The following is a 26,931-nucleotide window of genomic DNA, read 5'->3' on the forward strand; positions in this document are numbered from 1 at the left end:
GATACTCTTACCTTCCATGTAAATTGTGGCTAAATAACGGACGGGGACAGCGGATATTTTCGGTGCTATGTCAGGTAACTTGCGATGAGATCAGTTAGAATAGTACCATACTTGTAGAGAGTGGGGACGGGGCAATTGAAAAGTAAATCGAGAAAAGTAGCAATCGTCGGCTCCGGCATGGTTGGCTCAAGTGTTGCCTATTCCATGGTGAATCAGGCCGTATGCGATGAGATCATGATGATCGACCGCACCTACGACCGCGCCATGGCGCAAGCACTTGATCTCTCGCACTGCATGGACTTCACCGGAACACGCACCAAGGTCTATGCCGGCACCGCCAGCGACTGTGCGGGGATGGATGTCGTCATTCTGACGGCAGGCGCCAATCCCAAGCCGGGGCAGACCCGGCTGGATGTACTGGATGCCGCTGCTGTAATTACCCGGGAGATCATCACCGAGATTATGGCGGGCGGCTTCGATGGGATCTTCGTCGTCGCGGCGAACCCTGTAGATATTGTGACTTATATGGTCTGGCAGATCTCCGGCCTGCCGCGGCACCGGGTGATCGGCACAGGCACCTCCATCGACTCCTCCCGGCTAAAAACCCTGCTGTCAGAGGTGTTCACGATTGATCCGCGCAGCGTCAACGGCTACGCCCTTGGCGAGCACGGAGAGTCGCAGTTCGTGGCCTGGTCCCATGTAACCATCGGCGGCAAGCCGATTCTGCAGATTATGGAGCAGCACCGCGAGCGCTTCAGCAGCCTGGACCTGGAGGATATTGCCCGCAAGACGAAGGATGCCGGCTGGGAGATTTTTACGCGCAAAGGCTCAACCCACTTCGGAATCGGCAGTGCACTCGCCTATATCACCCGCTCCATTCTGAATGACGAGCACAAAATCATCGCCGTCTCCGCCATCCTGGACGGAGAATACGGACAAAGCGGCGTATGTGCCGGAGTTCCTGCCATTATCAGCAGCAGCGGCATTCAGGAATTGCTGGAGCTGAATCTCAGCGATACGGAGATGGCCAAATTCACCGCCTCCTGCAGCATTATCCGCGCGGGAATTGATAGCCTCACACTGGAGGAGCATCACTAAGCTTAACCGCACAGCCTATACCGCAAACACCCCTCTGCTTCACACAGTAACCTGTGTGACAGAGGGGTGTTTGCGGTAATTTTACCTGATACTATTGAAACTTCTCAATCTCGCTGCGCAATTCGCTCATTAACTGGTTGAGGGATTCGGCTGAGGTGACGACCTGGCCCATCAGATTCCGCTGCTCGGTGGAAGCCTCCGCCACCATCTCGGCGCTCTCGGCAGAATCTCTGGCAATAATCAGCATATCGGAGATAGAGGCTGTAATCTCCTCCGTCCCGGCGGACATCTGCTCATTGACGGCAGAGACATCCTGAATTTGAACCGATACCTCACGGATGGACGAGCGGATATGGTCGAAGGAGGTGCCTACGTTCTGCATTTTACCCATCCCGTCTCCGATCTCTGCAATGCTCTTCTCCATAGAGACCTCGGCTGCTCTGGTAAATTCCTGAATTTGACGGATCAGCTCCACAATGTTCACAATGGCACTGTTCGTGCGTTCTGCCAGCTTCTTCACTTCATTCGCCACCACGCCGAACCCGCGCCCGTGCTCGCCTGCTCTGGCCGCTTCAATCGATGCATTGAGGGATAACAGCCCCGTCTGATTGGAGATTTCCGAGATTACGTCAACAATTTGGCCAATCTGCTCAGATTGCCCGCTCAGATTCCTGATCAGAGCCGAGGTCTCCTCCGCAGCGCCGCTGATGACAGTCATCTGCTTAAGTGTGGATTGAATCTCCACATACCCGTTCTCGACCTCGGTGCTGACCGTCTCTGCCTGGTCGGACACATTGACGGAGGATTCCGCAATCCGCTGCAGCCCGATCGCCATCTCTTCCGTAGCTCTGGCAGCTTGTTCCGAGCCCTTGAACTGCTCGCCCATTCCCTGGGCGACTTCCTGAACGACCGTCTCAATCTCTGCCGACGTATTTGAGGTCTGGCTGGCGTAATTCAGCACACTTTCTGCCGAGACAGCCACCTGCGCCACTGTAGCATCGATTTTGCCGACAATGCCGGACAATGATCCGATCATATCATTAATGCTCTGGCTCATCTGGCCAATCTCATCACCCGAGCGTACGGTTACCCGTTCGCTGAGATGGCCGTCTGCCACTTTCTTCATCACTCCAGAGATCGCCACAATCGGCTTCACAATCAGCCGGGTCAGAGATAAGGCCAAGGCAATGACCGCCAGAATGATGATTCCAATGAATAAGGTGGATATCCGCTGGGCTGAGGTGACTTTGGCGGTAATCTCGCTTTTGGGAACCGTAATCAGCAGCTTCCAGTCTGTGCCCGGGACGGTACGGAAATAGGTAATCACCTGCTTGCCGTCCTCTCCCTTATAAACTTCCGAGCCTGCTTCCTTGCCGAGAATATGCTCTACTGCCTGCTTCATCTCTGTGGTCTTGGCGTAATCCGCGATATTCTTGCCGATCCGCTCCGTCTCGGAGTAGGCGTAATAATCACCCTTGCCCGAGATCACGTATCCGTAGCCGGTATCGCCCACGTGGATGTTTTTGCCCATCTCCATCAGAATGTCCGGTGTCACCGAGAAGGCGATGCCGCCGCCAAACTGCTTGTCCTTGTCCACGACCGGAACGAATACCGGGATAATATATTTGCTGAGCTGTTCCAGATAAGACATCTCCGCTACCGCCGGAGCAAGACTCTCCTTCGCCTGCAGGAAATATGCCGATTGCCCTACATCCGCCGTAAGCTTAAGGGAATTGGCCAGAATGCCTTGCTTGTTAATGACGCTGTAGCCTTCGGACTGAGTATCGCTCTCCTCCAGTACCTTGACCACGGGAAAAATAGTATCCGGTCTTGCGGTATCGAATTCCGGATGCTGCGCAATCAGCTCCTGGACCGCAGATGTCCGCGTATTCAGCCACTCTGCAATCCGTGTGGTGTTCATCTCCAGAATATTCTGGGCGAGCTCCTCACTGTCGTCTCTGGTTACACCCCCGAAGTACTGCATGAAAAAGATCGTGACGCCAAGCAGAGGTACAATAGCAATTGCCAAAATAACAAGCGAATACTTGCTTTGCAGCGATAATGATTTTCCGTTCTTTGCTTTCATTTTCAATTTTGACCGTACACTTGCCTCATTCACCGCAAAATCCCCCTAGAAACCCATTGTGGTCTTCCATATGCTGTAAATATATATTGATATATCGGCATAAATAGACAAAAAATATATTACACCCCATAAAAATAAGCCTTAAGACCCAAAAATTAGGATCATTAAGGCTTATACTTTTCATAATTATTTCATTATTGATTCATCTTATACGATTATACCGATTTCGGCGGCTGTAAGGCGCGCATGCTGTTCAGTACAGCGAGTACAGTGACTCCGACATCTGAGAATACGGCCTCCCACATGGTGGCAATCCCGAATGCTCCCAGCAGCAGGAAGACCGCTTTGACTCCCAGCGCAAAAGCAATGTTCTGCCAGACAATGGTCCGCGTCCGCTTGGCGATGCCGATGGCGGAGGCGATTTTGGAAGGCTCATCCGTCATAATTACAATATCCGCCGCCTCGATGGCCGCATCCGAGCCAAGTCCGCCCATGGCGATCCCGACATCCGCTCTGGCCAGCACCGGAGTATCATTGATCCCGTCCCCGACAAAAATGATCTTCTCCTTCGGCCCCTTTTCCCGCTCCAGCTGTTCAATCGCCGCAACCTTATCTCCCGGCAGCAGCTCTGCATGGATCTCCTGAATGCCCAGCTGTCTACCGACAGACTCGGCTACCGGAGCGGCGTCACCAGTCAGCATAACCGTCTTGTGGATTCCCAGTGCATTCAGAGCCTGAATTGCCTTAAGGGAATCGTCCTTCACTTCATCTGCAATGACGAGATAGCCTGCGTAGCGCTTATCTACAGCAATATGCACGATCGTCCCGTACTCCTGCGGGGTTACACTGGCAATCCCTTCACGCTCCATCAGCCGCGCATTCCCGGCCAGCACTGCCTTCCCCTCCACGGTAACTGCGATGCCGTGGCCGGAGATTTCGTTATAGTCGCTAATGGCTTCACCAGGAATAGCTTCACCATAGGCTGCACGGATGGATTCTGCAATCGGATGGCTGGAATGACTCTCCGCATAAGCCGCTACCCGCAGCAGCTCCTGCCTTGTGAAGCCTTCCGCCGGAACATTGCCGGTTACCGTGAACTGGCCCTTGGTCAAGGTTCCGGTCTTATCGAACACGACGACCTTCACATCGTTCAAGGCTTCCAGATAGTTGCTGCCCTTCACCAGAATCCCGTTCTTCGACGCGGCACCAATCCCGCCGAAGAACCCGAGAGGGATCGACACGACCAGCGCACAAGGGCAAGAGATAACAAGGAAGACCAGTGCACGGTAGATCCAGTCCGAGAAGGTGGCTCCGCTCAGCACCAGCGGCGGAACCACTGCCAGCAGCAGCGCTGTTATCACTACAACCGGCGTATAGGCACGGGCGAATTTGGTGATGAAATTCTCTGTCTTCGCTTTGTTATTCGTAGCATTCTGCACCAGCTCCAGAATCTGCGAGACTGCGGATTCTCCGAAGTCCTTGGTCACTTCAATGGTAATCACGCCATTGCGGTTAATAAATCCGCTCAGCACCTGGCTTCCCGGCTGTGTCGAGCGGGGAACCGATTCTCCGGTCAGCGCCGAGGTATCCATCATCGCGCTGCCCTCAAGAATAATCCCGTCCAGCGGCACCTTCTCGCCGGGCTTAACCACGATGCTGTCCCCTACTCTAACCTCTTCCGGGGACACCTTGCGCAGATTATTGCCTTCCTTCAGATAAGCGAACTCCGGCCGGATATCCATCAGCGCTGTAATCGAACGGCGCGAACGGTTCACAGCCATTCCCTGGAACAGCTCACCCACCTGATAGAAGAGCATAACCGCGACGCCTTCAGGATATTCGCCGATAGCGAAGGCACCGATGGTAGCCAGGGCCATCAGGAAGTTCTCATCGAACACCTGGCCTCTTACAATATTCCGGGCAGCGGAGAAAACAACCTCCCCCCCGACAATCAGATAGGCTGCCAGGAAGATCAGCAGCTCGGTGATCCCGCTGACCGGCAGGAACATCCCGGCAGCAGCCAGAATGGCACCGCCGCCCAGCCGCATCAGGATGCGGCGCGTATCGCCCTCCCCATGCTCGTGGCTGTGTCCGTGACCATGGGAATCCCCGTGGCTGTGCTCAGCAGCATGTGAATGCTGGTGCCCATGTTCATGGGAATGCCCTTCTCCGCGGGTATGCTCATGACCGTGCGGTTCAGGATGGTTATGAACATGCCCCTGTCCTTGAACCGCTGTGCTGCGCACCTGAGCTGCTCCCTCCGCAGACAAGGACTTCTTAACAGCCCGCGAAGCTTGAACCGCGCGCGGCTTCACATGCGGCTCCAGCTTGGTTACCGTCTGCTCAGCCTGCTGGGCGATCTCATCCGCAGCAGCAGCGGTTGTCTCCAATGTCATGGTCTTGGTGGCGAAGTTGACGGAGCAGGAGGACACACCTTCAATCTTCTTGACCTTATTCTCGATCTTCATTGCGCAATTCGCGCAGTCCAGCCCATCCAGTACCCATTTCCGCTTCACATTGTCTTCTACCGTACTCAAATGACTCATCTCCCTTGATTGTTCCTATATATGAGTATTTGTTCATATGTTAACTTACACCTATTATATTCCCCTGAATCATACAGTGTCAATGCATTCAGCCCACAGATTACGGCTAATTATGTACTGTGAAGAATATGATGCCGATGGAGTTATTTTGGGCAAACTGTTCGTATCTTACTTATAAAATGAGCTTAAAAATGAGAAAAAGAAAAGCTTGTAATTCGTTTGCGGCAGTTATAATATTAACATATGAGCAATAATTCATATGTTAACTGAAGCGAGGTCCTATCTAATGAACAATTCTAATATCAATTCACACACTCACTCACACACTGGAACACATGCCCACTCGCACTCTGACGGGCATTCGCACTCCCATTCACATTCCCACGCACCTGATAATAAAAAGGGCCTGCTGATCGCCTTAATTATCACCGGCGGCATTATGTTCCTTGAGTTCTTCGGCGGCCTGTTTACGGGAAGTCTGGCTCTTTTGTCCGACTCCGGCCATATGCTCAGCGACACCGCCTCCCTTGCCCTTAGCCTTGTGGCAATGATTATCGCAGTGAAGCCGGCATCCTCCAAGAACTCCTACGGCTTCCACCGGTTCGAGATCATGGCAGCCTTGTTCAACGGGGTGACCCTGTTCGTCATTGCCGGATTCATTATGTATGAAGCTTTCCAGCGCTTCTCCGCCCCTCCGGCGGTAGCCAGCGGAACGATGATGTTAATTGCCAGTGTCGGATTGCTGGCCAATCTCGTCAGCGCCTGGTCGCTGATGCGCAAAAGCGGGGCTAAAGACAACATCAATATCCGCAGCGCTTACCTGCATGTCATCAGCGATGCTCTCGGCTCCGTCGGTGCGCTGGCGGCCGGTCTGATCATGAACCTGTTCTCCTGGTATGTTGCAGACCCTATCATCAGTGTACTGGTTGCCCTGCTGATCCTGCGCAGCGCCTGGGGTGTCATCAAGCAGGCCTTCCATATTCTTATGGAAGGAGCTCCGCTTAGCGTGAATGCCGAAGATGTCGAGAAGGCGCTACTGGGCATTGAAGGGGTTCAGGATGTACATGATCTGCATATCTGGACCATCACCTCCGGCATGGATGCCCTCAGTGGTCATCTGCTGATTAGAGACGGAGTGAATACGGAGCAGGTGCTGCAGCAGGCACTTCAATTAGTGGAAGAGCATTTCGGCATCCGGCACACCACATTGCAGCTTGAGAATTCCGTTGTGAAGCACGGTCAGCTTCCGGTCTGAGGAAGAGGAGGTAAGCGGGTAAGGGTAAGGGAGTCTGTGCGTCGGAGGGAGTCCGGGAGAGTTCGAGGAATTTTGAGGGAATCCGAGAAAAACCTAACGATTCTGTAGGCCTGCCGAATGTATGCTGTTTTTCGCATACATTCGAACCACTTGCCCTCACGACCACCGATTGTATGCTGTTTTTCGCATACATTCGAACCACTTGCCCTCACAACGACCGATTGTATGCTGTTTTCCACATATATTTTGAACACATGCCCTCACAACGACCGATTGTATGCTGTTTTCCACATATATTTTGAACACATGCCCTCGCACTGGCACATGTATGCGGATTATCGTACATCATAACTTATAAAAGGGCTGCCCCATGCCATTACCTGGCTTGGGGACAGCCCTTTTTCCTGACCTAACGATCTATTCATGCCGGATATGCTCATGGGTCTGCAGGAAGATCTGCTCCACATGTGCATCATTCAGCGAATAATATACGGTCTTGCCTTCCTTGCGGCGCTTCACAATCCGCAGATTGCGCAGATAGCGGAGCTGATGGGAGACTGCCGACTGTCCCATATCCAGTATGGAGGACAAATCATGCACACATAGCTCCTGCTGGGATAAAGCGTAGATCAGCCGAACTCTTGTCGGATCACCCAGTGCCTTGAACATTTCTGCCATCTTATCTGTAGTCTCACGGTCCGGCAGAATCAAGGCCATAGATTCCGGTTCCAGTTCGGAACCATTACAGGTGTTGTCGCATTCTTCGAGTGCCGCTGGTTCCATGCTCCCGCCCTCCTCCATATGCTCATCCGGCATCACCGGCGCTTAATAGTATCTTCTACGATTAATTATAGAAAAAATAGCGTCCAATGTCCATGGAGAAGGGAATCTTATACCGCCTTACGCCAAAAAGCGATCAAGCCCGCACCCAGGAACAGAAGCAGGCTGCCCGACACGACAATCATCAGGCTCTCCAGCGGCAGGTTGAAGGCGCCGAACCGTTCTTCGCCGAAGGGGGACATGGCCAGCATCGGTTGTACCCATGGGTAATAAGGGCCGTAGGTGGCGGAATTGGCAATCAGTATATTGGGAATGGTGAAGCAGACATTCAGCGCCAGCGGAGCGCCGAAGCTGCTCCAGCCCTGGGATACCGCCAGTTGCAGGGCGGCCAGCGGCAGGCAGGCGAACCAGCCTCCGAACAGACTGCTCAGCAGCAGCCCCCAGGGAACTCCCCCTTCTGCGCCCCGATACCATCCGATTCCCAGAACCCCTCCAACAAACAGCAGTTGTACCGCACCCAATAGCCCTATTATCAGTACATATTTGGCAAAGTATACTGAAGTCCGCGTCACCGGGAGCGCCAGAAGCTGCTTCCAGCCGCCGTCACTATGCTCATTGCGGCAGATTAAGGCCGCGAAGAGTCCTGAGAGCACCGGAAGAAACAGCAGCGCATGCAGCGTTGACATCGTGCTTAGCAGAACCTGCCAGGTGATTGTCTGATTTCCCGGCATGTCCGAAAGTGCACCAATCGGCAGGGAGACCAGCGGACTGAGCAGAATCAACAGCCAGGTGCGGAATCCGGCTATCTTCAGACACTCCGCAGAGATCATTCGCAGAAACGTCCGCATGTTCAGTCCACATCCTTTCGCGCGAAATGTACGGCTCCAGGCAGGATTACCAGGAATCCAAGCAACAGGCCGGCTCCGCTGAACAGCCATGGACGCGGATCACTCCAAGCCAATTCCGGCCAGGAGAGCGGGAACCACTGCGTGAAGTATGAGCCGAACGGGCTGACCAGCGACAAGGTCAATCCCACCGATACCGGAAGGGTCTGGTTCCGGCTGGTTAGAGACAGCCACAACTGGAGTGCAATGATCGGCATGGCCGCAGCATAAGCGGCGAAGCCCATCCGCAGGACATCCGCAAGCGGTATCTGCTGAGTGCCGAATCCTAGCAGCAGCCCGAGAATGACAGTCCCCGCCGACAGCAGCAGGCAGGACACGATAAGCAGCAGCAGGCAGAGCAGCAGCTTCGCTATGAACACAGCCGTACGGGAGACAGGCAGCGCCAGCAGCTGCTTCCAGGCGCTGGTCTGATGCTCGACATTCGCAATCAGTGAGCAGATCAGTGTGCCTCCAAGATAGAGGGCAATCGGTACGAAGGGTATGACCTCACTGAGCAGGCCACCCCACAGGTCTTCCCGGTACTGCCCGCGAAGATAGTCATAGCGGAGGCCGAAATTCAGCCCCTGCATGGCGATAAGACCCAGCGGGCCGAGGAAGGCGAGGAACCATATGCCTTTGCCACGGATCTTAAGCCAGTCCGCTGACAGCGCACGCCACATCATAGCTCCCCTCCCCCGACCACCTGCAGGAAGAATTCCTCCAGAGATTGCCTGTGCTCCTCTACCCTGTAGATCGCGTGTCCCTCCTCGACCAGCTCTTTGACCAGCAGCGATACTCGCGCATCACTCATCCGGGGCAGGACCAGCCGGCCCTCCTGCAGCTCGCCGCCGCAGCCGCGCCGCACCGCTGTCATCAGCGCAGTCTCCGGCTCGGATAACGCCAGGCGGAGATGGCCCGCCGCCTGCTGCTGGAGATGGGCAATGGTATCCTGATAGACCATCTGTCCCTCGCGGATAATGCCGACCGTACCGGCCATCTGCTCAATCTCGCTCAGCAGATGGCTGGATACCAGCACCGTAATCCCCTGCTCTTCAGGCAGCCGCTTAATCAGGGAGCGGATCTCCTGTATGCCTGACGGGTCCAGCCCGTTGGTCGGCTCATCGAGAATAAGCAGCTCCGGGCTGCCCAGCAGGGCTGCCGCAATCCCCAGCCGCTGCTTCATGCCCAGCGAGAAGCCCTTGACCGGCCGCGTCTCCTCCCCGGTAAGCGAGACGATCTCCAGCACCTCGGCAATGCGCACCTTCGGCACAGCCAGAATGCGGCGGATCGCTTCCAGGTTGTCCCATGCACTCAGATGTCCGTAGTAGGACGGCGATTCCACCAGCGAGCCTACCTTGCGCAGAATCTGCATCCGGTTCGCACGCAGCTCCTTGCCGAAGATTTCAATGCTGCCGGAGGTCGGCTTGATCAGACCGAGCAGCATGCGGATGGTTGTTGTTTTGCCGGCACCGTTCGGTCCGAGGAAACCGTAGATTTCCCCTTTGGTGATATTGAGATTCAGGTTCTTCACAGCCGCACGGCCGCGGTATTCCTTAAGCAGATTTCTTGTCTCTATCACTGTATCTTTCATATTCTCTTCACCTCGGTAACAGCATAACGCCCCAAGGTTAAAAGCACGGAGGCAGCAAGTTTAAATTTCGTTTAAATTGTTCAGGCGTTCCGCTTCCAGATTACAACCTCGGTCCCCTTCGCCCTACTCTCCATGCTCCATTCCAGGTCCATCCGCTTCAGCAGCAGATCGACAATCGACAGGCCCAGGCCTGCTCCTGCGGAGTCAGTGCTCTGCGCAAGACCACCGCCGTGATCCGAGATAATAATCACCCGGTTGCCATCACGGATCTCCGTAAGTATTCCTACATATAACCCGCTGCGTGCATGACGCAGAATATTCTGGAACAGATTGTCCAGCACTCTGCGGAACCAGCTGTCATCGATTTCCCAGTACAGCGGCGCTCCTTCGAGATCAATATCGATCCGATACCCCTCCCTCTCCCACACCGGATACCAGGCGGCAGCGCTCTCCCGCACCAGTCTCAGCACATCCCGGCGCTCCAGATGCAGCGTAATGCGTCCGCTGTTCAGCAGATTGTAGGACAGCAGGTTCTCAATCAGGATGCCAAGGCTCTCAATCCGCTGATCCATCAGCTTAAGGGAGGACTGAGCGTGCGGAGACAACGGCTCCTTGCCCAGTACATGGAGGTGGCTGCGAATAACGGTAAGCGGAGTCCGCAGATCATGCGACAGATCGGCCACCAGCCGTTTGCGCAGCGCCTCTTCTTCCGCCTCCCGGGCACGGCCTGCCTTAAGCTCCGTCACCATGGTATTGAAGGCTTCCTCCAGATGCCCGATCTCATCCGGCTTCCCCGGCGGAACAATCTGCGGCAAGCCCTCCTGCCCGGTGAACACCATAGCGGTCTGCAGCCGCAGCAGCCTTCTGCGGATCATGATGAAGAAGAACCAGGAGCTGGTAATGAACAGCAGGAAGAACACCAGCATGGCAATCGTATACCATTTATCCAGCCCTGCGGTATATTTGCTCTTCGTAATATCCTCAGGCAGCTGCATCACCATGAAGCCCTCTGCGGCCTCTGCCCGGTCTCCTATAAAAGCGACAATCGCCAGCGGCTTCAGTGCCGCACTGTCCTTCATGAAGGATACCGCTTCAGCGGCGCTCCACTGGGCGGGAATAGCCGGAGCCTCTCCCGTCAAGAGCAGCGGCGGTCCTGAAGGCTCGGTCACCAGCTGTGTTCTCCCTGCAGGATCGACCCAGAATATTCTCGACAGCGGATAGGCTTCGCTTAAGGCCAACAGCCGGCGGCTGATATCCTCAGGAGGCTGGTCAAGGAGCTTGCGGGCTTCCTCATGCCACATCCTCTCCAGCTTATCTATCCTCGAATACTGCTCATACGCCTTGGGTGGACTTGTATGAGTAATCCCCCCGAAGATGCTGTACACGGCAATCGTCAGCGGAATAACAACGGGCACGAACAGCAGTGCAGCTACGATAATGAGCAGATAACGAAAAAGCAGCGAGCGGTGCAGCAGCTTGAAACGCCCCGCCCCTTTCACCCTCTCACCCTGTAGCCGATCCCCCGGACCGTCTCAATAATCTCCGGCGCGGCCGGATCAAGCTCCAGCTTCTCACGCAGATAACGGATATGTACCATCAGCGTCTTGTCGCCTTCAATGTAGCTCTCCCCCCAGACCGCCTCATAGATCTGCTCCTTGGTCAGAATCTGGCCCAGATGCCGCAGCAGATATGAGAAGATCTGAAACTGCTTGCCGGTAAGCATGATTTCCCGTCCGGTCGCAGCTTCCGTGACCACACTGCTTCCCGGTCTGACAACCAGATGCTTAAGCGTGAACTGAGCGGGCGCGGCAGCGCCGCTTCTTCTCAGCAGAACCTCGATTCTCGCCGCCAGCTCATCGGGATGAAACGGCTTGGTCAGGTAATCATCCGCGAAGTCCAGCCCCTGAAGCTTATCATCAATGGAGGTGCGCGCCGAGAGCATCAGTACCGGCAGCTCCGGATAGGCCCGCTTCAGCCGCCGGCCGACGGTGAAGCCGTCCAGCCCCGGCAGCATCACATCCAGAATCGCAAGCTGGCAGCCCTCTGCGGCTTCAAGCGCCCCGTCTCCGCTCTCCAGCCAGCGAACAGCATATTCCCTTTCCCTCAGATCAGCCGCCAAGGCACTGCCGATCTCCCGGTCGTCTTCTACGTACAATAGGGTCACACTCACGTTGTTAACCGTCCTTTCTTGCTTCAAATGGCGCAACAAATCCCCGAATAGCGGCAGACCTCAAGACTGCCGCTATTCGAGGAGAATCATCCTTGCTATTCAGGCTGTAATTCCGAACCGTCCCGGCGGCTTATCCTCCGGCAGCCCGAACAGATAGCCTTGTCCCAGATCCATGCCCAGATCACGGCAGACCAGGAATTCCTCACGGCGTTCAATGCCTTCGGCCAGCAGGCTTGCACCGAATTCTCCAGCCCTGGAGATAATCTCCCTAAGAATCCGCTGCTTCCCCTCATCCCGGTCACAGAAGCTGATCAGACTGCGGTCCACCTTGACATAATCGGGCTGGAGGCTGGACATTAGTTCAACGGTGGAATAGCCCGCGCCTACATCATCCAGCGCAACCCGCATCCCCTGCTGGCGGTATTCGGCGAAGATGGCGCGAAGATGCGGAATATCGCTGATCTGCTCCGTCTCCACAACCTCAAATACATAATCCTCCGGATTCTGGTCCAGTCTCCGGATCGCCTCAAAAGTATGCGTAAGACAATACTTGGGATTATAAATAGAAGAGGGCAGGAAGTTAATGAACCGCTTGATGCCTTTGGGCAGCAGCTTACTGCCGGTCTCTATCGCCGAGATCCGGGCGGCCCGGTCAAGGAAGGAGTGAAACCCTGTCCGCCGGGCAATCTCAAACAGCTCATAGGGCTGAAAATAACTGCCCTGAGGCAGCGGGCGCAGCAGAAATTCAAAGCCGACAATCTCCTCGCTGAAATTCACAATCGGCTGCATGTGGCTGCAGAAATCATGGCTCATAATGATGGACACCAGATTCTCATTAGCGAAGCGGACCTTCAGCTGATCGAAGGTCAGCCACCGGTCCGGGGCCTCAGGGGCACCTTTACTCTTAACGCATACCGCTAAGGAATCCGCTATGTCCTTAGCTGCCACCAGCATTTCTATAAGCTTCAACAGCTCTTCCTTACGATGATATGGAATGATACAGGTCTTGCTTGTCTGATATAGTTCATAACCGGCATTTCGGATGGCAGCAGCCAGCGGATCGGAGCAGGGGCGGAGCTTCAGCTCCCCTTGATCCTCAATCGGGTCGATGTCAGCACAATCAACACAGTTCATGGCAATCCCTCCGCCTCATGATGTCGATAACCTGAGGTCATTATAGCATGATTCCTCCGGCACAAGGCACAATGCGGAAAGCCGCAGCAGAAAGAGCCCCCTATGAACCTTGAAGGTTCCTAAGAGGCCCGGATTGCCGGACTATATACTTAAGACTGCCATACCCCATGCCCGCCGTTCTTGCCCATATATTCAATCCGTGAAGGTGACAGCTCAAGAATGACATAATCGGGATCATCCGGCCCCTTGAACCATTTCTCCAGGGACTCATTCCATACCTTAGAGCGCAAGCTGTCGTCCTTCGTTACAGCAACCGTTGCTTCGATCTCCAGTACATCCTTGCCGCCGCCCTGTTCATAGCCGAGCAAGAGACAAGCATTCGGATTATCCTGAAGCTCTTCTACCTTATGAGTCTTGCGGTTAGTTGCCAGATAGATGGACAGCCCGTCATGAAATACTGCCATATAACGCACTTTAGGCTTGTTACCGGCCTCAATCGTGCCGAAGGAACCGAACCTGTTGTCGTCCAGCACCTGTATGATTGTTTTCTCCAGCTCTTTGTTGTCCATTGACGTCACAGCTCCCTTCAAATTCATGTGAATATAAGTTTATATTCACGTCCACGGTTTGGATTTATGATTAACCTGTGCCTAATATAGTGTACCCTTCCCGTTCATTCTGAATCCCGCCATCTGTTCATAAATTGATTAATAAGGAGTCTTATCCTTGAAAAAACTAATCTGGACCGGCTGGTCCATGGATCATCTGCAGATCGCCCAGACCTCGGGACTTTCGGCCGCTTGTGCCGCGCTGTTATTCGTGCTGAGCGTGACCGCTTGGAGAATAGGGTAAATGTAAACTACAAGGTCCATATTCTGTGAATAAGGATGGAACCCACACATGGCTGAACTGCATTCTGAGCCCACTTTGCATACCGCCTTACTGCAATTCATTTTCCCCTTTTCAATTAAGGCGGAAGTCGATCAAGAGCTGATTGAGAGCCTTCAGGAGGATGGATTTACGCGTTTTTTTCTGGAGAACAAGGAACTGGAACATGCCTATTACGGGGAGAATCACTGTGTATCCCATGAGAAAATGGAGCGCAGCTATCTTCCGTTTGCCGCCCATGTCCTGTTTCCGCGTGAGAAGGACAGGGATTCCTTCCGCCGCTTTTCCCGGGCTAACGATCTGCTGTGCGGGCTGCAAATGCCCTTCCAGACGGTTCCCTTCCGCGTGCTGTCGACCGATGTGTTCCTCTGCCCGTTCGAGCTGGGCTTCCTGACGGTAAGAGTCGCTATTGAGGAGGAGAATCTCCCCTTCAGCATGGTGCTGGAATTCGCCGACCGCTTCCGCAATCTGGAGGATGTAAGTGTTCAGGATGAGCATACTTTCATTCATTGTCATCAGAAGTCTTTTGCCCGGGTGGAGGATTTCGTGTTCAGGCATCTGGCAGCCGGGCTTGAGCCGTATCTCGATCCTGCGGAGACGAACGGCAATTATTTCGAGACCCTGCCCTTCTTCGTCGATGAACGGATGCTGGTGCAGGCCTTCTACGGCGTTAATCTCCCGGAGGACGAGGAAGAGATCAGTGTCGAGCTGCTCTACCGGGCCTCCCAGGTGGACGGTCTGAACATCGACGGCAGCCCCTATATGAGTGCGAGTGATCCGGACTATATCAAGCAGTACACCCGGGAGCACTGCTATAGCCGCTGGGGGCCGGACACCTACTACATGACCAATGAGCAGACCTTCTGCTGCGTGAGCCGGGCGAGGCCGGAGATTGCCGCAGGCCTGATCAGCCAGATGTACGGCGAGTATTATTACGGAATGCTGCTGAGTATTTTCCACAAAATCGTGCTGCTGAAGCTCGCCAACCTCCACTCCCGGCTGCGCATCAACCACGATAACGACGAGATTGAGAATCTGATCTTCCTGATCAACAAATTCTCGGCCAAATTCTACTTCCTGGAGCTGATTTCGCAGTCGCAGGGACGTGAGATTTTTTTTCAGCTGCGTAAGGTGTATGGCAATGATGCCCTGTTCGATGAGGTGAAAATGACGCTGAATGACCTGTTCCAGTATCAGGACAAATTCCAGGCCAAACGGCGGGATACGCTCCTGATGGTGCTCACCGTGTTCACGGTCATCAGCGGGATTTACGGGATGAATCAGGTGATCGAGGATCTGAAGGGACAGATTGACTGGAGCAAAATGCTGGAGTACTCCGCGTTCGAGTATCTGGCTCTGTTCCTGACCTTCTCGGGGATCACCGTCAGTATCGGCCTAACGGTAAGAGAGATCTGGAACGGCATCCGCAGCCGCCGCAAGAAGCGGCATTATACGAGGGATTAAGATATGAGGGTGGACAACGGCGGGACTGCCGTCTATAATACACCGTAAGAACATAGCAATACCCGTGAACTTTATAGAACCAGGGGTGCTGGAATTGGCCGGCTGAGATTGTATCCCACAAGATACTGACCCTTATACCTGATCTGGATAATGCCAGCGTAGGAATCTTCATTCGGCACAGTGCCCCTAAGCGGTACTGAAGCTGAAGTCCCCTCACGCAAGTCACTGGCGTCCCGATCTTCGGGACGCTTTTTTGATTCTAAGGATGTACAGGAATACGGTTTCTGTAAGCTCTGAAGACCAGGGGTTGCTGGAAGGAGAGAGAAAGAGAAATGGGAGTCAAAAAAACAGCACTACTCCTGCTCAGCTCCATGCTGCTGCTTACCGTAGCAGGATGTGGCGGCGGGAACAACAGCGGCAATGCGGGGGCCAGCGCACCTGCTGCAGGAAACAGCACAGCTGCACCTGATGCAGCCGCAGCCGCACCCACGGATGCACCTAAGGCGCTAACCCAGGTTAAGATTGCCCTGGACTGGACGCCAAACACCAATCATACAGGCCTGTATGCTGCCAAGGAGCTGGGTTATTACGCAGAGGAAGGTCTCGACGTACAGATTGTACAGCCCGGCGCTGCCGGGTCCGATACGATGGTCACTTCCGGCGAAGCCCAGTTCGGTATCAGCGCCCAGGAAGCCCTGACTCTGGCCCGTCTGCAGGATGTGCCGCTGGTGTCGATTGCTGCCATCATTCAGCATAATACCTCCGGGTTCGCGGCTCCGAAGGACCGCAATATTAAGACGCCGAAGGATTTCGAAGGCAAAACGTACGGAGGCTGGGGCTCCCCTGCGGAGCAGGCTGCCATGAAAGCGATCATGGACCCCGAAGGCGGGGATGTCTCCAAGGTGAAGCTGGTGAATATCGGCGAAGCGGACTTTTTCACAGCCGTGAAGCGGGATATTGACTTCGCCTGGATCTTCTATGCCTGGACCGGTGTGGAGGCCGAGCTGCGCGGGGAGCCGCTGGATATGCTGTATCTGAAGGATTACGCTCCGCAGCTGGATTACTACACCCCGGTGCTGACGACCAGCGAGAAGGAGATCGCCGAGCATCCTGAAGTGGTGAAGGCCTTCCTGAAGGCTACGTCGAAGGGCTATCAGTACGCTATCGATAACCCGGAAGAAGCTGCGACGGTCCTGTCGGACGCTGTACCAGACCTTGATCCCAAGCTGGTGCTGGCCAGCCAGAAATGGCTTAGCCCGAAATACAAAGACGACGCCCCGCGCTGGGGGGAGCAGAAGCTTGAGATCTGGAAGAATTACGCCGACTGGATGTACGGCCTGAAGCTGCTGGATAAACCGCTGGATGCGGAGAGTACGTTTACGAATGAATTTTTGCCGGAATCATAATGAACCCGCATGGCGGGAATCTTATACTTAATTTGGAGAGGAAGGATTCATCATGGCTAATACATTGCTGAGCATTCAAGTAATTCCCAAGACACCGAACAACGAGGATTCCATCCCTTATGTGGACAAGGCCATTGAGGTCATTCAGAAGTCAGGCGTGAAGCATCAGGTGAATCCGCTGGAGACCACGATGGAAGGCGAGCTGTCCGAGCTGCTGGATATCGTCCGTGACATGCATGAGGCGCTGGTCGCTTCCGGCAGTCCGAGTGTCATCTCACAGATCAAGATTGCCCATAATCCGGTCGGCATCAGCATGGACAAGCTGACCGAGAAATACCGGCCGTGAGAAGCACCTGGAAGCTAGTGTGGCCGCCCTTTGTGGCGGTCCTCTTTTTTGTCGGGATATGGCAGCTCTCGGTCATGCTGTTTCACATCCCGGCTTACCAGCTGCCCAGCCCCGCGGATATCGCGCGTGAGTCGAAGAACAACGCCTCAGGGATCTGGGAGCACACCGCCGCCACGCTGCGGCTGACCCTGATCGGCTTCCCGGTCGGCACAGGCATCGGCCTGCTCACCGCCTTGCTGCTGCACCTGCTGCCCTGGGTCAAGCGGGCGATCTATCCGCTGCTGATCCTCAGCCAGAATGTGCCCTCCATTGCGCTTGCCCCGCTGCTGATTATCTGGTTCGGCTTCGGTCTGCTGCCCAAAATTATCCTGATCACCCTTGTCTGCTTCTTCCCCGTAGCTGTTGCAGCCATGGGCGGGCTAGCCCAAAGCGACCGGGTGATGCTGAATTATATGAAGATGGCCGGTGCGGGCAAGTGGCAGATCTTCACCCGGCTGGAGCTTCCCGGCTCCCTGCCCTCCCTGTTCTCCGGGCTCAAAATCTCCGCCACCTATGCGGTGATGGGCGCAGTGGTGGCCGAATGGATCGGCGCCGACAGAGGGATCGGCTATTATATGCTGCTGCAGAAGTCCTCTTACCGTGCGGACCGGATGTTCGTGGCCATCGCCATCATCGTGCTGCTAAGTCTCGTGTTATTCGCGCTCATTGCCCTGCTGGAGAGATGGCTGGTGCGCTGGAAGCCGCGCAAGGATGCTTAAGAAGCACGGGAGGATCATCCAAAACGGACCAACCAAAATAAAACTGAAGGAGGCTGGACGAAGTGTCTGAGCTTACGAGGATTGAACTGGAGAAGGCGAACGTAGATGGACGCCTGCGTACTCAGAGTGTGCCGCCTGCGCTTGAAGTCAGCGGCATCTCCAAGTCATTCACGCACCGCCGCCGGGAGACGCAGGTGCTGAATCAGGTGTCCCTGACCGTGGAGCCGCAGGAGTTCGTCTCCATTGTCGGCCCGTCCGGCTGCGGTAAAAGCACGCTGTTCCATATCATCGGCGGCCTTACGCTGCCGGATACCGGAACCGTGAGCATGGACGGCATCCCGGTGACCGGGCAGCGCGGCAAGATCAGCTATATGCCGCAGCAGCCCGCGCTGTTCCCGTGGCGCAGCACGCTCGACAACGTCCTGCTTGGCGCCGAGCTGCAAGGCGCCCCCAAGCGGGAGGCCCGTGAGGCGGCACGCCACTGGCTGGCGAAGATCGGCCTCGGCGGCTTCGAGCGGGCCTACCCGCACATGCTGTCCGGCGGCATGCAGCAGCGGGCCGCCTTCCTGCGGGCCATGCTCGCGCCGCAGGAGCTGATGCTGCTCGATGAGCCGTTCAGCGCGCTCGATGCGCTGACCCGTGAGCAGATGCAGCGCTGGCTGCTGGAGCTGTGGGAGGAGAACCGCCGCTCCGTGCTGTTCATCACCCACAACATCGAAGAAGCGCTGCTGCTCTCCACCCGCATCTACGTCTTCTCGGGGCGTCCCGGCTCCGTCCTCCACACCGTGGAGGTCCCCTTCCCGCGTCCGCGCCGCGAAGAGATCGCCGATTCGCCGGAGTTCCTCCGGATGCGGCGCCAGCTCTCCCAGTGGATGCGCGAGGAGCAGGCGAAGAGCCAGAGTTAAGAGGGGTTGCTGCGCTGGTGACTTAGCAGGAAAGGTGGCGTGGCGCGCCCTGCTATACATAACAACAGCCTTCGTGACTCGGCACTGCCTTGTCTGTAGCAGCATAACTCTGCCTGATTGTATTTACTGCAATAGAATCTGCAATATTCCAGTCAAAATTCACTTCTGCTGTATTTCGTACAGCAGATTTTTGTTTATTTGCCCAAAAACACCACTTTCGCAGATTTCTGCTGTACAGAGGAGACAATTTCATAATTCAAAACCCTTGCTATACCTGGTTTTTTTGAGCATAGAAAAAGGAGTACCTCCCCAAATTCTCGAAGTTATAGGTGACGAAACCAACACCCGAGAAGAAAAGAGGTAATCCCTATCTATTCTATTCGACAAGAAGAACTGTTTTCCTTTGAGGAATTGCTCCAGATGGCTCCGGAAGATAAATATAGCCAAATCTTTGAACACTTACATTTAGCTCCAGTTCTGTTCGCACTGCGGAAAAAGAGCCACCGTGGACGGCCTGAAAAACTAAACGTACCTGCCATGATCTACTCGCTGCTGATTGCCAAAATGGAGAACATCGAGTTTGTCTCTGCCTTGGTCCGGCGATTGAATCATAGCCACGAATTTCGAGTCCAGTGCCGGTTTACGGGCTCGGACAATATTCCCAGTCAGGCCTCCTATTCTCGTTTGATTCATGCCCTAGCGCAAACGGGAATGCTGGAACAACTTCAGGATCGCCTAGTCACCTCTGCCCTAGAAGAAGGTTTTGTGAGCGGCACCCATCTGGCTGTGGATTCCTCGATGGTTGAGGCATGGGATTGCCAATTTAGCGAATCAGCCTCCAAGCGTCGTGCGGCTCGCCGGGAGCAAAAGAAAGGCGAAGCTCCGGGGGCCGAACAACTTCAGCTCGAACATCAAGAGCCTGAGCCGAAGGCGGTGAACGCGCCGCTGAAGAAACCCAGGTACAGCAAGCCAGGTCGTCCATCCCAGGCCGAAAAGGAACGTCGGCGCGAGGAAATGGAAGCCTATGAACAAAGTCTCGGACCGTTCCAGAAAACCATTGAAGCGATGTTGCCGTACACGTACGATGAACTGCTGACCGAGTTGCCCCGGCATGCTGCGCGTTGTGATAAGAAAAATACGAAGGGCCGAATGACCAGCTATTACGGGTTCAAGGCGAATCTGCTAGTCGACACGGACAGCCAGTATATCCTCAGTGGGCTCTTTAGTTCGGCCAATCCGAATGACCAGCGTATGGCGGTCGTCCTTCTCAAAGGCCTGCTCCTAAAGTTTCCGATGCTAAAGGTCAAGCATATCTTGGGCGACAAAGGCTACGACTGCGCGGCAATCTACCAGTTGATTCATACGCTCGGCGCCTATCCTGCGATTTCCCTGATTCACCATAAAGACCCGCCTGCAGGAATGAATCTGGATTACACGCCGGTGTGCGCTCAAGGACATACGTACCGTTACGACAGTTTTGATGCCAAGTATGAGACCCTGAAGTACACCCGGCCTAGCGAATGCAAAGGCTGTGAGCTTTCCGGTTCCGATTGCCAAAAAGTGTTTAAAATTCGCATGCAAACGGATTTGCGGTTGCACACTTATCCCGCCAGAGGTAGCGAAAGTTTTACCACCCTGTACAACAAGCGGACGGCCGTGGAGCGTGTGTTTGCCTATCTCAAAGAGTATTTCGGGATGAAACGCACACGTCACCGGGGTGTCCGGGCAAGTGTCGATTTCCAGCTCAGTACGCTCGCGTACAATTTGAGTAAGTTTGCATTAGACAAATTGAATCAGCAGTTGAGAGACTCCCAGCAAGTGGCCTGATTTTTTTAAAAATATGACCTTAGATTTTGGACCAATCTTGCTTTTCAGTAAACTGAATTATGAAATTGACTCCAGAGTACAACAGAATCGGATTTGCTGCGGATTTTGGGGACATCTGTTGTATAAAATACAATTGAGCTAACCATTCCACCTCTCAATCGGACCACAACCAGAATATACAGTTAGTTTAATTGCACCAAATACAGCTATATGGAGATTCGGCGGTACACAAACGATTTAGTTGTACAGAGCCCCAGGTCACCCTACATCCAGCCCTTCTCCTCCGCCAGCCGCACGGCTTCGATCCGGGTCTTGACCGCAAGCTTGCTGAGAATCTCTGAGATGTAGTTGCGGACGGTGCCGTAGGAGAGGTGGAGCGCCGCTGCGATCTCACCGGCACTGCGGCCCGCTGCGGCCAGCTTCAGAATCTCACGCTCCCGGTCAGTTAGCGGATTCTCTTCACGCAGGCTGCCGAAGACCAGCTCCGGCGAGACCTCGCGCCCTCCGGCCATCACGCGGCGGATGGCATCCGCCAGCTTATCTACCGGCTCGTCCTTCAGCAGATAGCCCTGAATCCCGGCCTTCACTCCGCGTTCGAAATAGCCGGGACGGGCGAAGGTGGTCAGGATAATAATTTTGGTGGCACAGCCCCGGGATTTCAGTATCTCTGCCACCTCCAGGCCGCTCATCAGCGGCATTTCTATGTCCATCAGACACACATCCGGCTGGACGCGTTCGATCAGGGACAGCGCCTCCGCCCCGTCCCCGGCTTCGCCCGCCACCTCAATATCATCCTCCAGATCAAGCAGCGATGCCATCGCGCCGCGCAGCAGCCGCTGATCCTCGGCAATTATGATCCTGATCATGCTGTTTCCCCATCCTTTCCATCCTTCACTACTCTTGGTGTAACCACGCTCAGCCGGGTTCCCCCGCCCGGTCCCGGAGCAAACGTCAGCGAGCCGTCAATCAGGGCCAGCCGCTCGCCCATCCCCTTCATGCCGTTGCCGTCCCGGCGCTCCGTCCCTCCCGCACCGCTCGCTTCTGGACCTATGCCGTTATCCTCCAGCGTAATCTGTACCTCGCCCGGTGTCATTACGATGCTGATCCGGCACTGGTCCGCACGGCTATGCTTAACGATGTTGGTGATTCCCTCCTTGATGCAGAGGCTGAGAATACTCTGCGTCAGATCGGATACACCCGGCAGCGCTGCATCTCCCTCTACCTCAAGTGCGATCTCCGCACTGCGCAGCATCTCCGCCGCCTCAGCCAGCTCTTCGGCAACTGAGACTGCACGCATCTCAGAGACCAGCTCCCGCACCTGGCGCAGCGCGGCCCGTGAGGTCCGCTGGATCTCACGGGCTTCCGCCTGCGCCCGCTCGGGGTTCTTGACGACAAGCTTTTCGACAAGCTGGCTTTTCAGCGTAATCAGCGACAGTGTGTGTCCCATCGTGTCATGCAGATCGCGGGCGATGCGCATCCGTTCCTCACGCTTGATCATTTCCTTGATCTGCTCGTTGGCCTGGTCCAGCTCCTTCTCCAGCACCCGCCGCCGGTTAATGGAGCGGATGCCGAAGGGCGTGATCAGCATCATCAGTGCGAATGGGAGCAGGAACAGCATATCCAGGCCATACGCCTGCGGCAGGTAGAACAGGCCCAGTCCAACCAGTACAGCAGTGAACACCGCCAGAGCCTGCCTGAACCGGCGCATATCGGTATACCAGCCGATAAAGTTACTGGTGAAGAAGCCCATATACATGTTGTAGGGGCTATAGACTACGGTTAACACGACAATAATCAGCAGCTGCAGTCCCAGCCAGGCCGTATACGCCCTCTCTTCCGCCCAGTAGAGCTGGCGGTACGTCACCAGGAACAGCAGGAGCAGCACATACCCTGCCATCAGCTTGTAGCCGCTGTAACCATCGAAATTCAGCACCGGGAACACCAGATAGATCAGCCAAATATAGGGGAAGAAACCGAACCTTTCCGGAAAAATCCGGAACTGCATACGTGCCGCCATGGATTACACCGCTTCCTGTTTTCGCCTTATATAGACCGATAATAACATAAATACGGCCAGGTAACCGAGCAACAGCAGCACGGCCTTCCACGACGGGGAACCTCCCGCTACAATCGCCCAGGCTCCATCTCCATAATTATAGGACGGCAGCCAGTGCCCGATCTTCTGCATCAGCTTAGGCATAATGTCGAGAGGCATCCACATGCCCCCGGCCACCGCCAGCCCCATATAGAGTACATTGCTCACCCCGCTCGCCGTATCCACCCGCTTCATGGACCCGATAATCGTACCCAGCGCCAGAAAAGGCAGAGAGCCCGCAAGCAGCCACAATCCGCAAAGCAGCCACTGCGCCGCTGTCAGCGACACCCCGTTGATTAAATACCCGGCTACGAAAATACACAGAACCGAGAACAGATGCATGACGCTCTGACCGAACATTTTGCCGAAAAAATAAACCGAGGACGGCAGCGGAGTAATGCGGATAAACGTATTCCAGCCCTGTGTCTGCTCCTGCACCAGCCGGATGCCGAGGGTCATAATTGCGGAACCCATCACGCTGAAGGCCGCCATCGACATCAGATAATGCGCCTGCCACAGCTTCGTATCGTCCGTCCCCGTATTCACCACCCGGGTGAAGATGAAGTAGAACAGAATCGGCATGAGCAGCGACCAGAACACATAATAGGGATTGCGGATAATCCGCAGCAGCTCTGCCTTGCACTGGGCCATCATAGGTTTCATCATACTGCCGCCTCCTCTTGATTCAGGGTCAATTGCTCGAACGCTTCATCCAGCTTCCCCTGGTCGATCCGTACATCCTGCACAGCCAGTCCGTTCACGAAAATAGCCCGCAGCGCCTCATCCGTATTCTCTGTCGTCACATGCAGCCGTCCATCCTTCTCGTAGCAGCCGTCCACGGCTGGCAGCTCCAGTAATTGACTGTGCAGCAGCGCCGGGTCGCCGGACGCCAGGAAGGACAGCGACTTCTTAACCAGTCTCGCCTTAACCTCGTCCGGGCTTCCGTCCGCCGCCAGCACTCCCCGGTTGAACAGCAGAATCCGGTCCGCGATATCCTCCGCTTCCTGCAGGTAATGAGTGCTGAACAGAATTGTTTTGCCCTGGTCAGCCAGTCCCCGCACCCTCTCCCAGAAATGCCGCCGGGCTGTCGTATCCAGCCCCACTGTCGGCTCGTCAAAAAACAGCAGATCCGGGTTGCCCGCCAGCGCCAGCGCGAAGCTGAGGCTGCGCTTTTGCCCGCCGGAGAGCTTCTCCGCGTAACGGTTCAGATCCGCCGCCCCCAGCCCGGTCGCCTGAAGCAGCACTTCCATCTCCATGGGCTGAGGATAATAGCTGCGGATCAGCGCCAGTATCTCCCGGACCTTCAACCGGTCCATGACGCTGACCTCCTGGAGCATGGCTCCGGTCCGCTGCTTCACTCTGACGTCTGCCGGCTTAAGACCGAACACCTTAACGCTGCCCTCCGAGGGCTCAAGCAAGCCCAGAAGCATCGCAAGTGTGGTGGTTTTGCCGGCTCCGTTAGGGCCAAGCACCGCTGTGATCGAGCCGCGGCTAATTGTAAAGCTCACCTGCTTCACCGCTTGCTTCTCCTGGAAGCTGCGGCTGACATTGTTCATTTCAATGACATATTCCATCGTGTATCCCTCCGTGTCCTTCTGCCTTCTTGGCTATATTGCTATAGTACCGGAGACTGGAGAAGAGCATCAGTATGGACTGTCACCGATTCAAAGTGACAACTGTCACCCGGCCAAAATAGGGCGCTCCTGTCCACGATTCCGTTATCGTAGCAGGAGCGCCCCCCGTGTGCATATTACTCAAACCTCAGCCTTTGGAGCGACTGCTCCAGCATATCGTTCAGCGTCTGCCCTCCGGGAGGTGCGCTTACCCAATGGAAAACCGCTGTGCGTATCGCTGCCATAAGCAGCGCCGCCATTAAGTCCGGGTACAGGTCGAGCTTCACATCCTTATGTGTACGTTCCGCAATCACCTTGGCGAGCTCCCGCTCAATCTCGATCTCCACCTTCCGTGTCGCACCGAACAATGCCGGATCATCGCGGAGGAGGACGATACGCGCATACCACTGCCGGTCTGTTGTCTCGGCGAAGCCTTCAAGCACAGCGGCCCGGATGGAGTCCTGCAGCGGTTCATCTGAAGGGCGGCCGGCAAGGGCAGCCGCTATCCGCTCGGAACGCTGGTAAGCATTTCCGACCATTGCGGCTTCTTTGGAAGCAAAATAGTTATTGAACGTCCGCATGGAGACATTCGCGGCAGCGGCAATATCCTCCACCCGAACCTGGCTGGCCCCTTTTTCCATGGCCAGACTACATGCTACATCGCTCAGCGTCCGCCTGGTCTCTTCCTTCTTGCGTGCTCTCAAGCCTTGTTTTTCATTCGTCATGGCAGTCTAGTGCTCCATTCCTTATATGTAGTCAAAGATCTGCGGTGCTGAAAGGACAGCACCGCAGATCCGTTCGATTCCTGCGGAATCTCGCTTACCGCGCCGATTGTAGCCGGATATTATAATCCAGTACCTCATCCAGCCAGTCAAACATCACCTGGTAGCTGAGCGGCAGATTGTTCAGCTGGCAGTGCAGGTCGGCACCATCCTCTTCCGTCCCCTTGAAGATCGCGTTCTTCTCATTCGGGGCTTTCTCGTAAGTGTCGATCGCTTGCCGCTGCATCTCAGGATGCTCTGCCTCCGAATACATGGAGAGCAGGGGACACTTGACGTCCTTCGGGTCCACTTCGACGGCTTCCCTGGCTACAGGATACCACTCGGCAATACTGTCGAAGCCGTGCGACCAGGCTGATCCGGCGAACAGGACCTGGCCGGTGTAAGGCATTTTCTTAGTCTGCTCCGCCGCTTCTTCTGCACTGCCCCGGAGAAACGAAGGCATGCCGCGTTCAATGAAGGACGCCATGGAGTACACCGGTGAGTTGGGCACTGCCGCTGCGAAGCGGTCGTCACAGCTGGCATGCACCATTGTTTTGGCTCCGCCGTAGCTCATCCCGCTGACCACCAGCCGCTCAGAGTCCACATCCGGACGGGCCAGAACGAAATCTGTGGTGGCTCTGTAGACATTATGCAGCTCCTCGCGCGGGAAGTTCCGGGCTGTCGCCTCCGGCTCATAGAATCTGACACATACATCATACGGAAGGTCTACGATCAGCGCGTTATATCCCCGGTCAATCGCCGCTTGCCCTCCGAGAAAATAGGTATCTTCCTTGTGCGTCTCCCCGCCGTTATGGAAAATAATCGTTGGCTTAGGCGCATTCCCGTGCTCTGCCTTCAGGAAGCAGCCCGGGAACTTATACCCCTTGTATTCCACCTCGACCCATTCATGGGGAATCTGCTCAGACTTCGCATCAAGCGCCTTGCGGAAGCATTCCACACTTTTGCCATGATACCGCGCGAAATCCGGTTCACCGGGAAAAGCTCCATAGAAGGCTGCCCGGTAATACGAGTGGGCACGGATAAATGCCTCGCTGGCGCTGATCAGATGGCCCTTCTTCATGCAGTTCTCTGCGCTTGCTTCGATCTTAACGGCTTCCTTCTCGAATTCAGTCTTCCAGCTGGCCAAAGAGTTCGGATCGATGCTCCGTGCAAGCTTAAATACTTCACCCTGCGACACACCGCCGCAGTGTACGAACGACAGCAGCCACTGGAACGTGAACTCAATGTCATCCCGCTCGAAGAATACCTTATGCGTTAATCGTGCAGCCACCTTTGTCTCTTGCCCGTCTACCTGTACCATACC

At 55.2% G+C, this 26,931-nt stretch carries 25 protein-coding genes and 1 riboswitch; of the genes, 9 read left to right on the forward strand and 16 right to left on the reverse strand.

Annotated features, from left to right (window positions below; all coding sequences use genetic code 11):
- Positions 1-135: 135 nt before the first annotated feature.
- Entirely contained in the window at positions 136-1,098 is a 963-nt protein-coding gene (locus tag MKX63_RS02160) for an L-lactate dehydrogenase (RefSeq protein WP_341014964.1), read from the forward strand.
- A 91-nt stretch (positions 1,099-1,189) separates the two neighbouring features.
- Here MKX63_RS02160 and MKX63_RS02165 read toward each other — a convergent pair whose 3' ends face one another.
- Together MKX63_RS02165 and MKX63_RS02170 are read right to left on the reverse strand one after the other, a co-directional pair.
- Positions 1,190-3,184, reverse strand: coding sequence for a methyl-accepting chemotaxis protein (locus MKX63_RS02165; RefSeq protein WP_341014965.1), 1,995 nt, complete (start codon positions 3,182-3,184; stop codon positions 1,190-1,192).
- Positions 3,185-3,399: 215 nt separating this feature from the next.
- Positions 3,400-5,721 carry a heavy metal translocating P-type ATPase gene (locus MKX63_RS02170; RefSeq protein ID WP_341014968.1) on the reverse strand — a complete coding sequence of 774 codons (2,322 nt, stop codon included), beginning with the start codon at positions 5,719-5,721 and terminating at the stop codon, positions 3,400-3,402.
- 295 nt (positions 5,722-6,016) lie between these two features.
- On the opposite strand from MKX63_RS02170, the gene MKX63_RS02175 reads away from it, so the two are divergent.
- Positions 6,017-6,985: a cation diffusion facilitator family transporter gene (locus MKX63_RS02175; RefSeq protein ID WP_341014969.1), complete on the forward strand. Its 969-nt coding sequence runs from the start codon at positions 6,017-6,019 to the stop codon at positions 6,983-6,985.
- A gap of 417 nt (positions 6,986-7,402) precedes the next feature.
- On the opposite strand, the gene MKX63_RS02180 is transcribed toward MKX63_RS02175, so the two are convergent.
- The 8 genes from MKX63_RS02180 to MKX63_RS02215 all read right to left on the reverse strand — a co-directional run bounded on the left by MKX63_RS02180 (position 7,403) and on the right by MKX63_RS02215 (position 14,113).
- Entirely contained in the window at positions 7,403-7,768 is a 366-nt protein-coding gene (locus MKX63_RS02180) for an ArsR/SmtB family transcription factor (protein WP_036702072.1), read from the reverse strand.
- 107 nt (positions 7,769-7,875) lie between these two features.
- A complete protein-coding gene (locus MKX63_RS02185) occupies positions 7,876-8,613 on the reverse strand; it encodes an ABC transporter permease (protein ID WP_341014970.1) in 738 nt (245 codons plus the stop codon).
- Between the two features lie 2 nt (positions 8,614-8,615).
- Positions 8,616-9,332, reverse strand: a complete 717-nt coding sequence (locus MKX63_RS02190; protein ID WP_341014971.1) for an ABC transporter permease — start codon at positions 9,330-9,332, stop codon at positions 8,616-8,618.
- Complete coding sequence (locus MKX63_RS02195; protein WP_341014972.1) at positions 9,329-10,240, reverse strand: ABC transporter ATP-binding protein; 912 nt, start codon at positions 10,238-10,240, stop codon at positions 9,329-9,331. Before MKX63_RS02195 ends, MKX63_RS02190 begins: the two co-directional genes overlap by 4 nt.
- An 80-nt stretch (positions 10,241-10,320) precedes the next feature.
- A complete protein-coding gene (locus MKX63_RS02200; protein WP_341014973.1) occupies positions 10,321-11,739 on the reverse strand; it encodes a sensor histidine kinase in 1,419 nt (472 codons plus the stop codon).
- A complete protein-coding gene (locus MKX63_RS02205; protein WP_341018487.1) occupies positions 11,736-12,410 on the reverse strand; it encodes a response regulator transcription factor in 675 nt (224 codons plus the stop codon). The genes MKX63_RS02200 and MKX63_RS02205 overlap by 4 nt, the downstream gene beginning before the upstream one ends.
- 99 nt (positions 12,411-12,509) lie before the next feature.
- The gene (locus MKX63_RS02210) at positions 12,510-13,544 is read right to left on the reverse strand and encodes an EAL domain-containing protein (protein ID WP_341014974.1); all 1,035 of its coding nucleotides are present in this window, start codon (positions 13,542-13,544) and stop codon (positions 12,510-12,512) included.
- 149 nt (positions 13,545-13,693) lie between these two features.
- Entirely contained in the window at positions 13,694-14,113 is a 420-nt protein-coding gene (locus MKX63_RS02215; protein ID WP_341014975.1) for a pyridoxamine 5'-phosphate oxidase family protein, read from the reverse strand.
- 157 nt (positions 14,114-14,270) lie between these two features.
- Between MKX63_RS02215 and MKX63_RS02220 the strand changes: the two genes are divergently transcribed.
- The 7 genes from MKX63_RS02220 (at position 14,271) to MKX63_RS02250 (ending at position 21,138) form a co-directional block, all read left to right on the forward strand.
- On the forward strand, positions 14,271-14,396 hold the full coding sequence (locus tag MKX63_RS02220) for a hypothetical protein (RefSeq protein ID WP_341014976.1): 126 nt from the start codon (positions 14,271-14,273) through the stop codon (positions 14,394-14,396).
- A 48-nt stretch (positions 14,397-14,444) separates the two neighbouring features.
- The gene (locus MKX63_RS02225) at positions 14,445-15,896 is read left to right on the forward strand and encodes a hypothetical protein (RefSeq protein WP_341014977.1); all 1,452 of its coding nucleotides are present in this window, start codon (positions 14,445-14,447) and stop codon (positions 15,894-15,896) included.
- A gap of 71 nt (positions 15,897-15,967) precedes the next feature.
- Positions 15,968-16,078, forward strand: a riboswitch (TPP riboswitch).
- 150 nt (positions 16,079-16,228) lie between these two features.
- A complete protein-coding gene (locus MKX63_RS02230; protein ID WP_341014979.1) occupies positions 16,229-17,302 on the forward strand; it encodes an ABC transporter substrate-binding protein in 1,074 nt (357 codons plus the stop codon).
- Positions 17,303-17,354: 52 nt separating this feature from the next.
- Positions 17,355-17,648, forward strand: coding sequence for a thiamine-binding protein (locus MKX63_RS02235; protein WP_341014981.1), 294 nt, complete (start codon positions 17,355-17,357; stop codon positions 17,646-17,648).
- On the forward strand, positions 17,645-18,406 hold the full coding sequence (locus MKX63_RS02240; protein WP_341014982.1) for an ABC transporter permease: 762 nt from the start codon (positions 17,645-17,647) through the stop codon (positions 18,404-18,406). Before MKX63_RS02235 ends, MKX63_RS02240 begins: the two co-directional genes overlap by 4 nt.
- Positions 18,407-18,486: 80 nt before the next feature.
- Complete coding sequence (locus tag MKX63_RS02245) at positions 18,487-19,311, forward strand: ABC transporter ATP-binding protein (protein WP_341018489.1); 825 nt, start codon at positions 18,487-18,489, stop codon at positions 19,309-19,311.
- A 420-nt stretch (positions 19,312-19,731) separates the two neighbouring features.
- Positions 19,732-21,138: a transposase gene (locus MKX63_RS02250; protein WP_341014692.1), complete on the forward strand. Its 1,407-nt coding sequence runs from the start codon at positions 19,732-19,734 to the stop codon at positions 21,136-21,138.
- A gap of 263 nt (positions 21,139-21,401) precedes the next feature.
- Here MKX63_RS02250 and MKX63_RS02255 read toward each other — a convergent pair whose 3' ends face one another.
- The 6 genes from MKX63_RS02255 to MKX63_RS02280 form a co-directional block, all read right to left on the reverse strand.
- Entirely contained in the window at positions 21,402-22,004 is a 603-nt protein-coding gene (locus tag MKX63_RS02255) for a response regulator transcription factor (protein ID WP_341014983.1), read from the reverse strand.
- Complete coding sequence (locus MKX63_RS02260; RefSeq protein ID WP_341014984.1) at positions 22,001-23,155, reverse strand: sensor histidine kinase; 1,155 nt, start codon at positions 23,153-23,155, stop codon at positions 22,001-22,003. Before MKX63_RS02260 ends, MKX63_RS02255 begins: the two co-directional genes overlap by 4 nt.
- Before the next feature lie 3 nt (positions 23,156-23,158).
- Positions 23,159-23,896, reverse strand: a complete 738-nt coding sequence (locus tag MKX63_RS02265; RefSeq protein ID WP_341018491.1) for an ABC transporter permease — start codon at positions 23,894-23,896, stop codon at positions 23,159-23,161.
- Complete coding sequence (locus MKX63_RS02270; protein WP_341014986.1) at positions 23,896-24,807, reverse strand: ABC transporter ATP-binding protein; 912 nt, start codon at positions 24,805-24,807, stop codon at positions 23,896-23,898. Before MKX63_RS02270 ends, MKX63_RS02265 begins: the two co-directional genes overlap by 1 nt.
- 176 nt (positions 24,808-24,983) lie before the next feature.
- Positions 24,984-25,571: a TetR/AcrR family transcriptional regulator gene (locus MKX63_RS02275; protein ID WP_341014987.1), complete on the reverse strand. Its 588-nt coding sequence runs from the start codon at positions 25,569-25,571 to the stop codon at positions 24,984-24,986.
- A 94-nt stretch (positions 25,572-25,665) separates the two neighbouring features.
- Positions 25,666-26,928, reverse strand: a complete 1,263-nt coding sequence (locus tag MKX63_RS02280) for an alpha/beta hydrolase family protein (RefSeq protein ID WP_341014989.1) — start codon at positions 26,926-26,928, stop codon at positions 25,666-25,668.
- Positions 26,929-26,931: the final 3 nt, after the last annotated feature.

The sequence above is a fragment of the Paenibacillus sp. FSL R7-0179 genome (assembly GCF_038002265.1).
Classification (GTDB): Bacteria; Bacillota; Bacilli; order Paenibacillales; family Paenibacillaceae; genus Paenibacillus_AQ.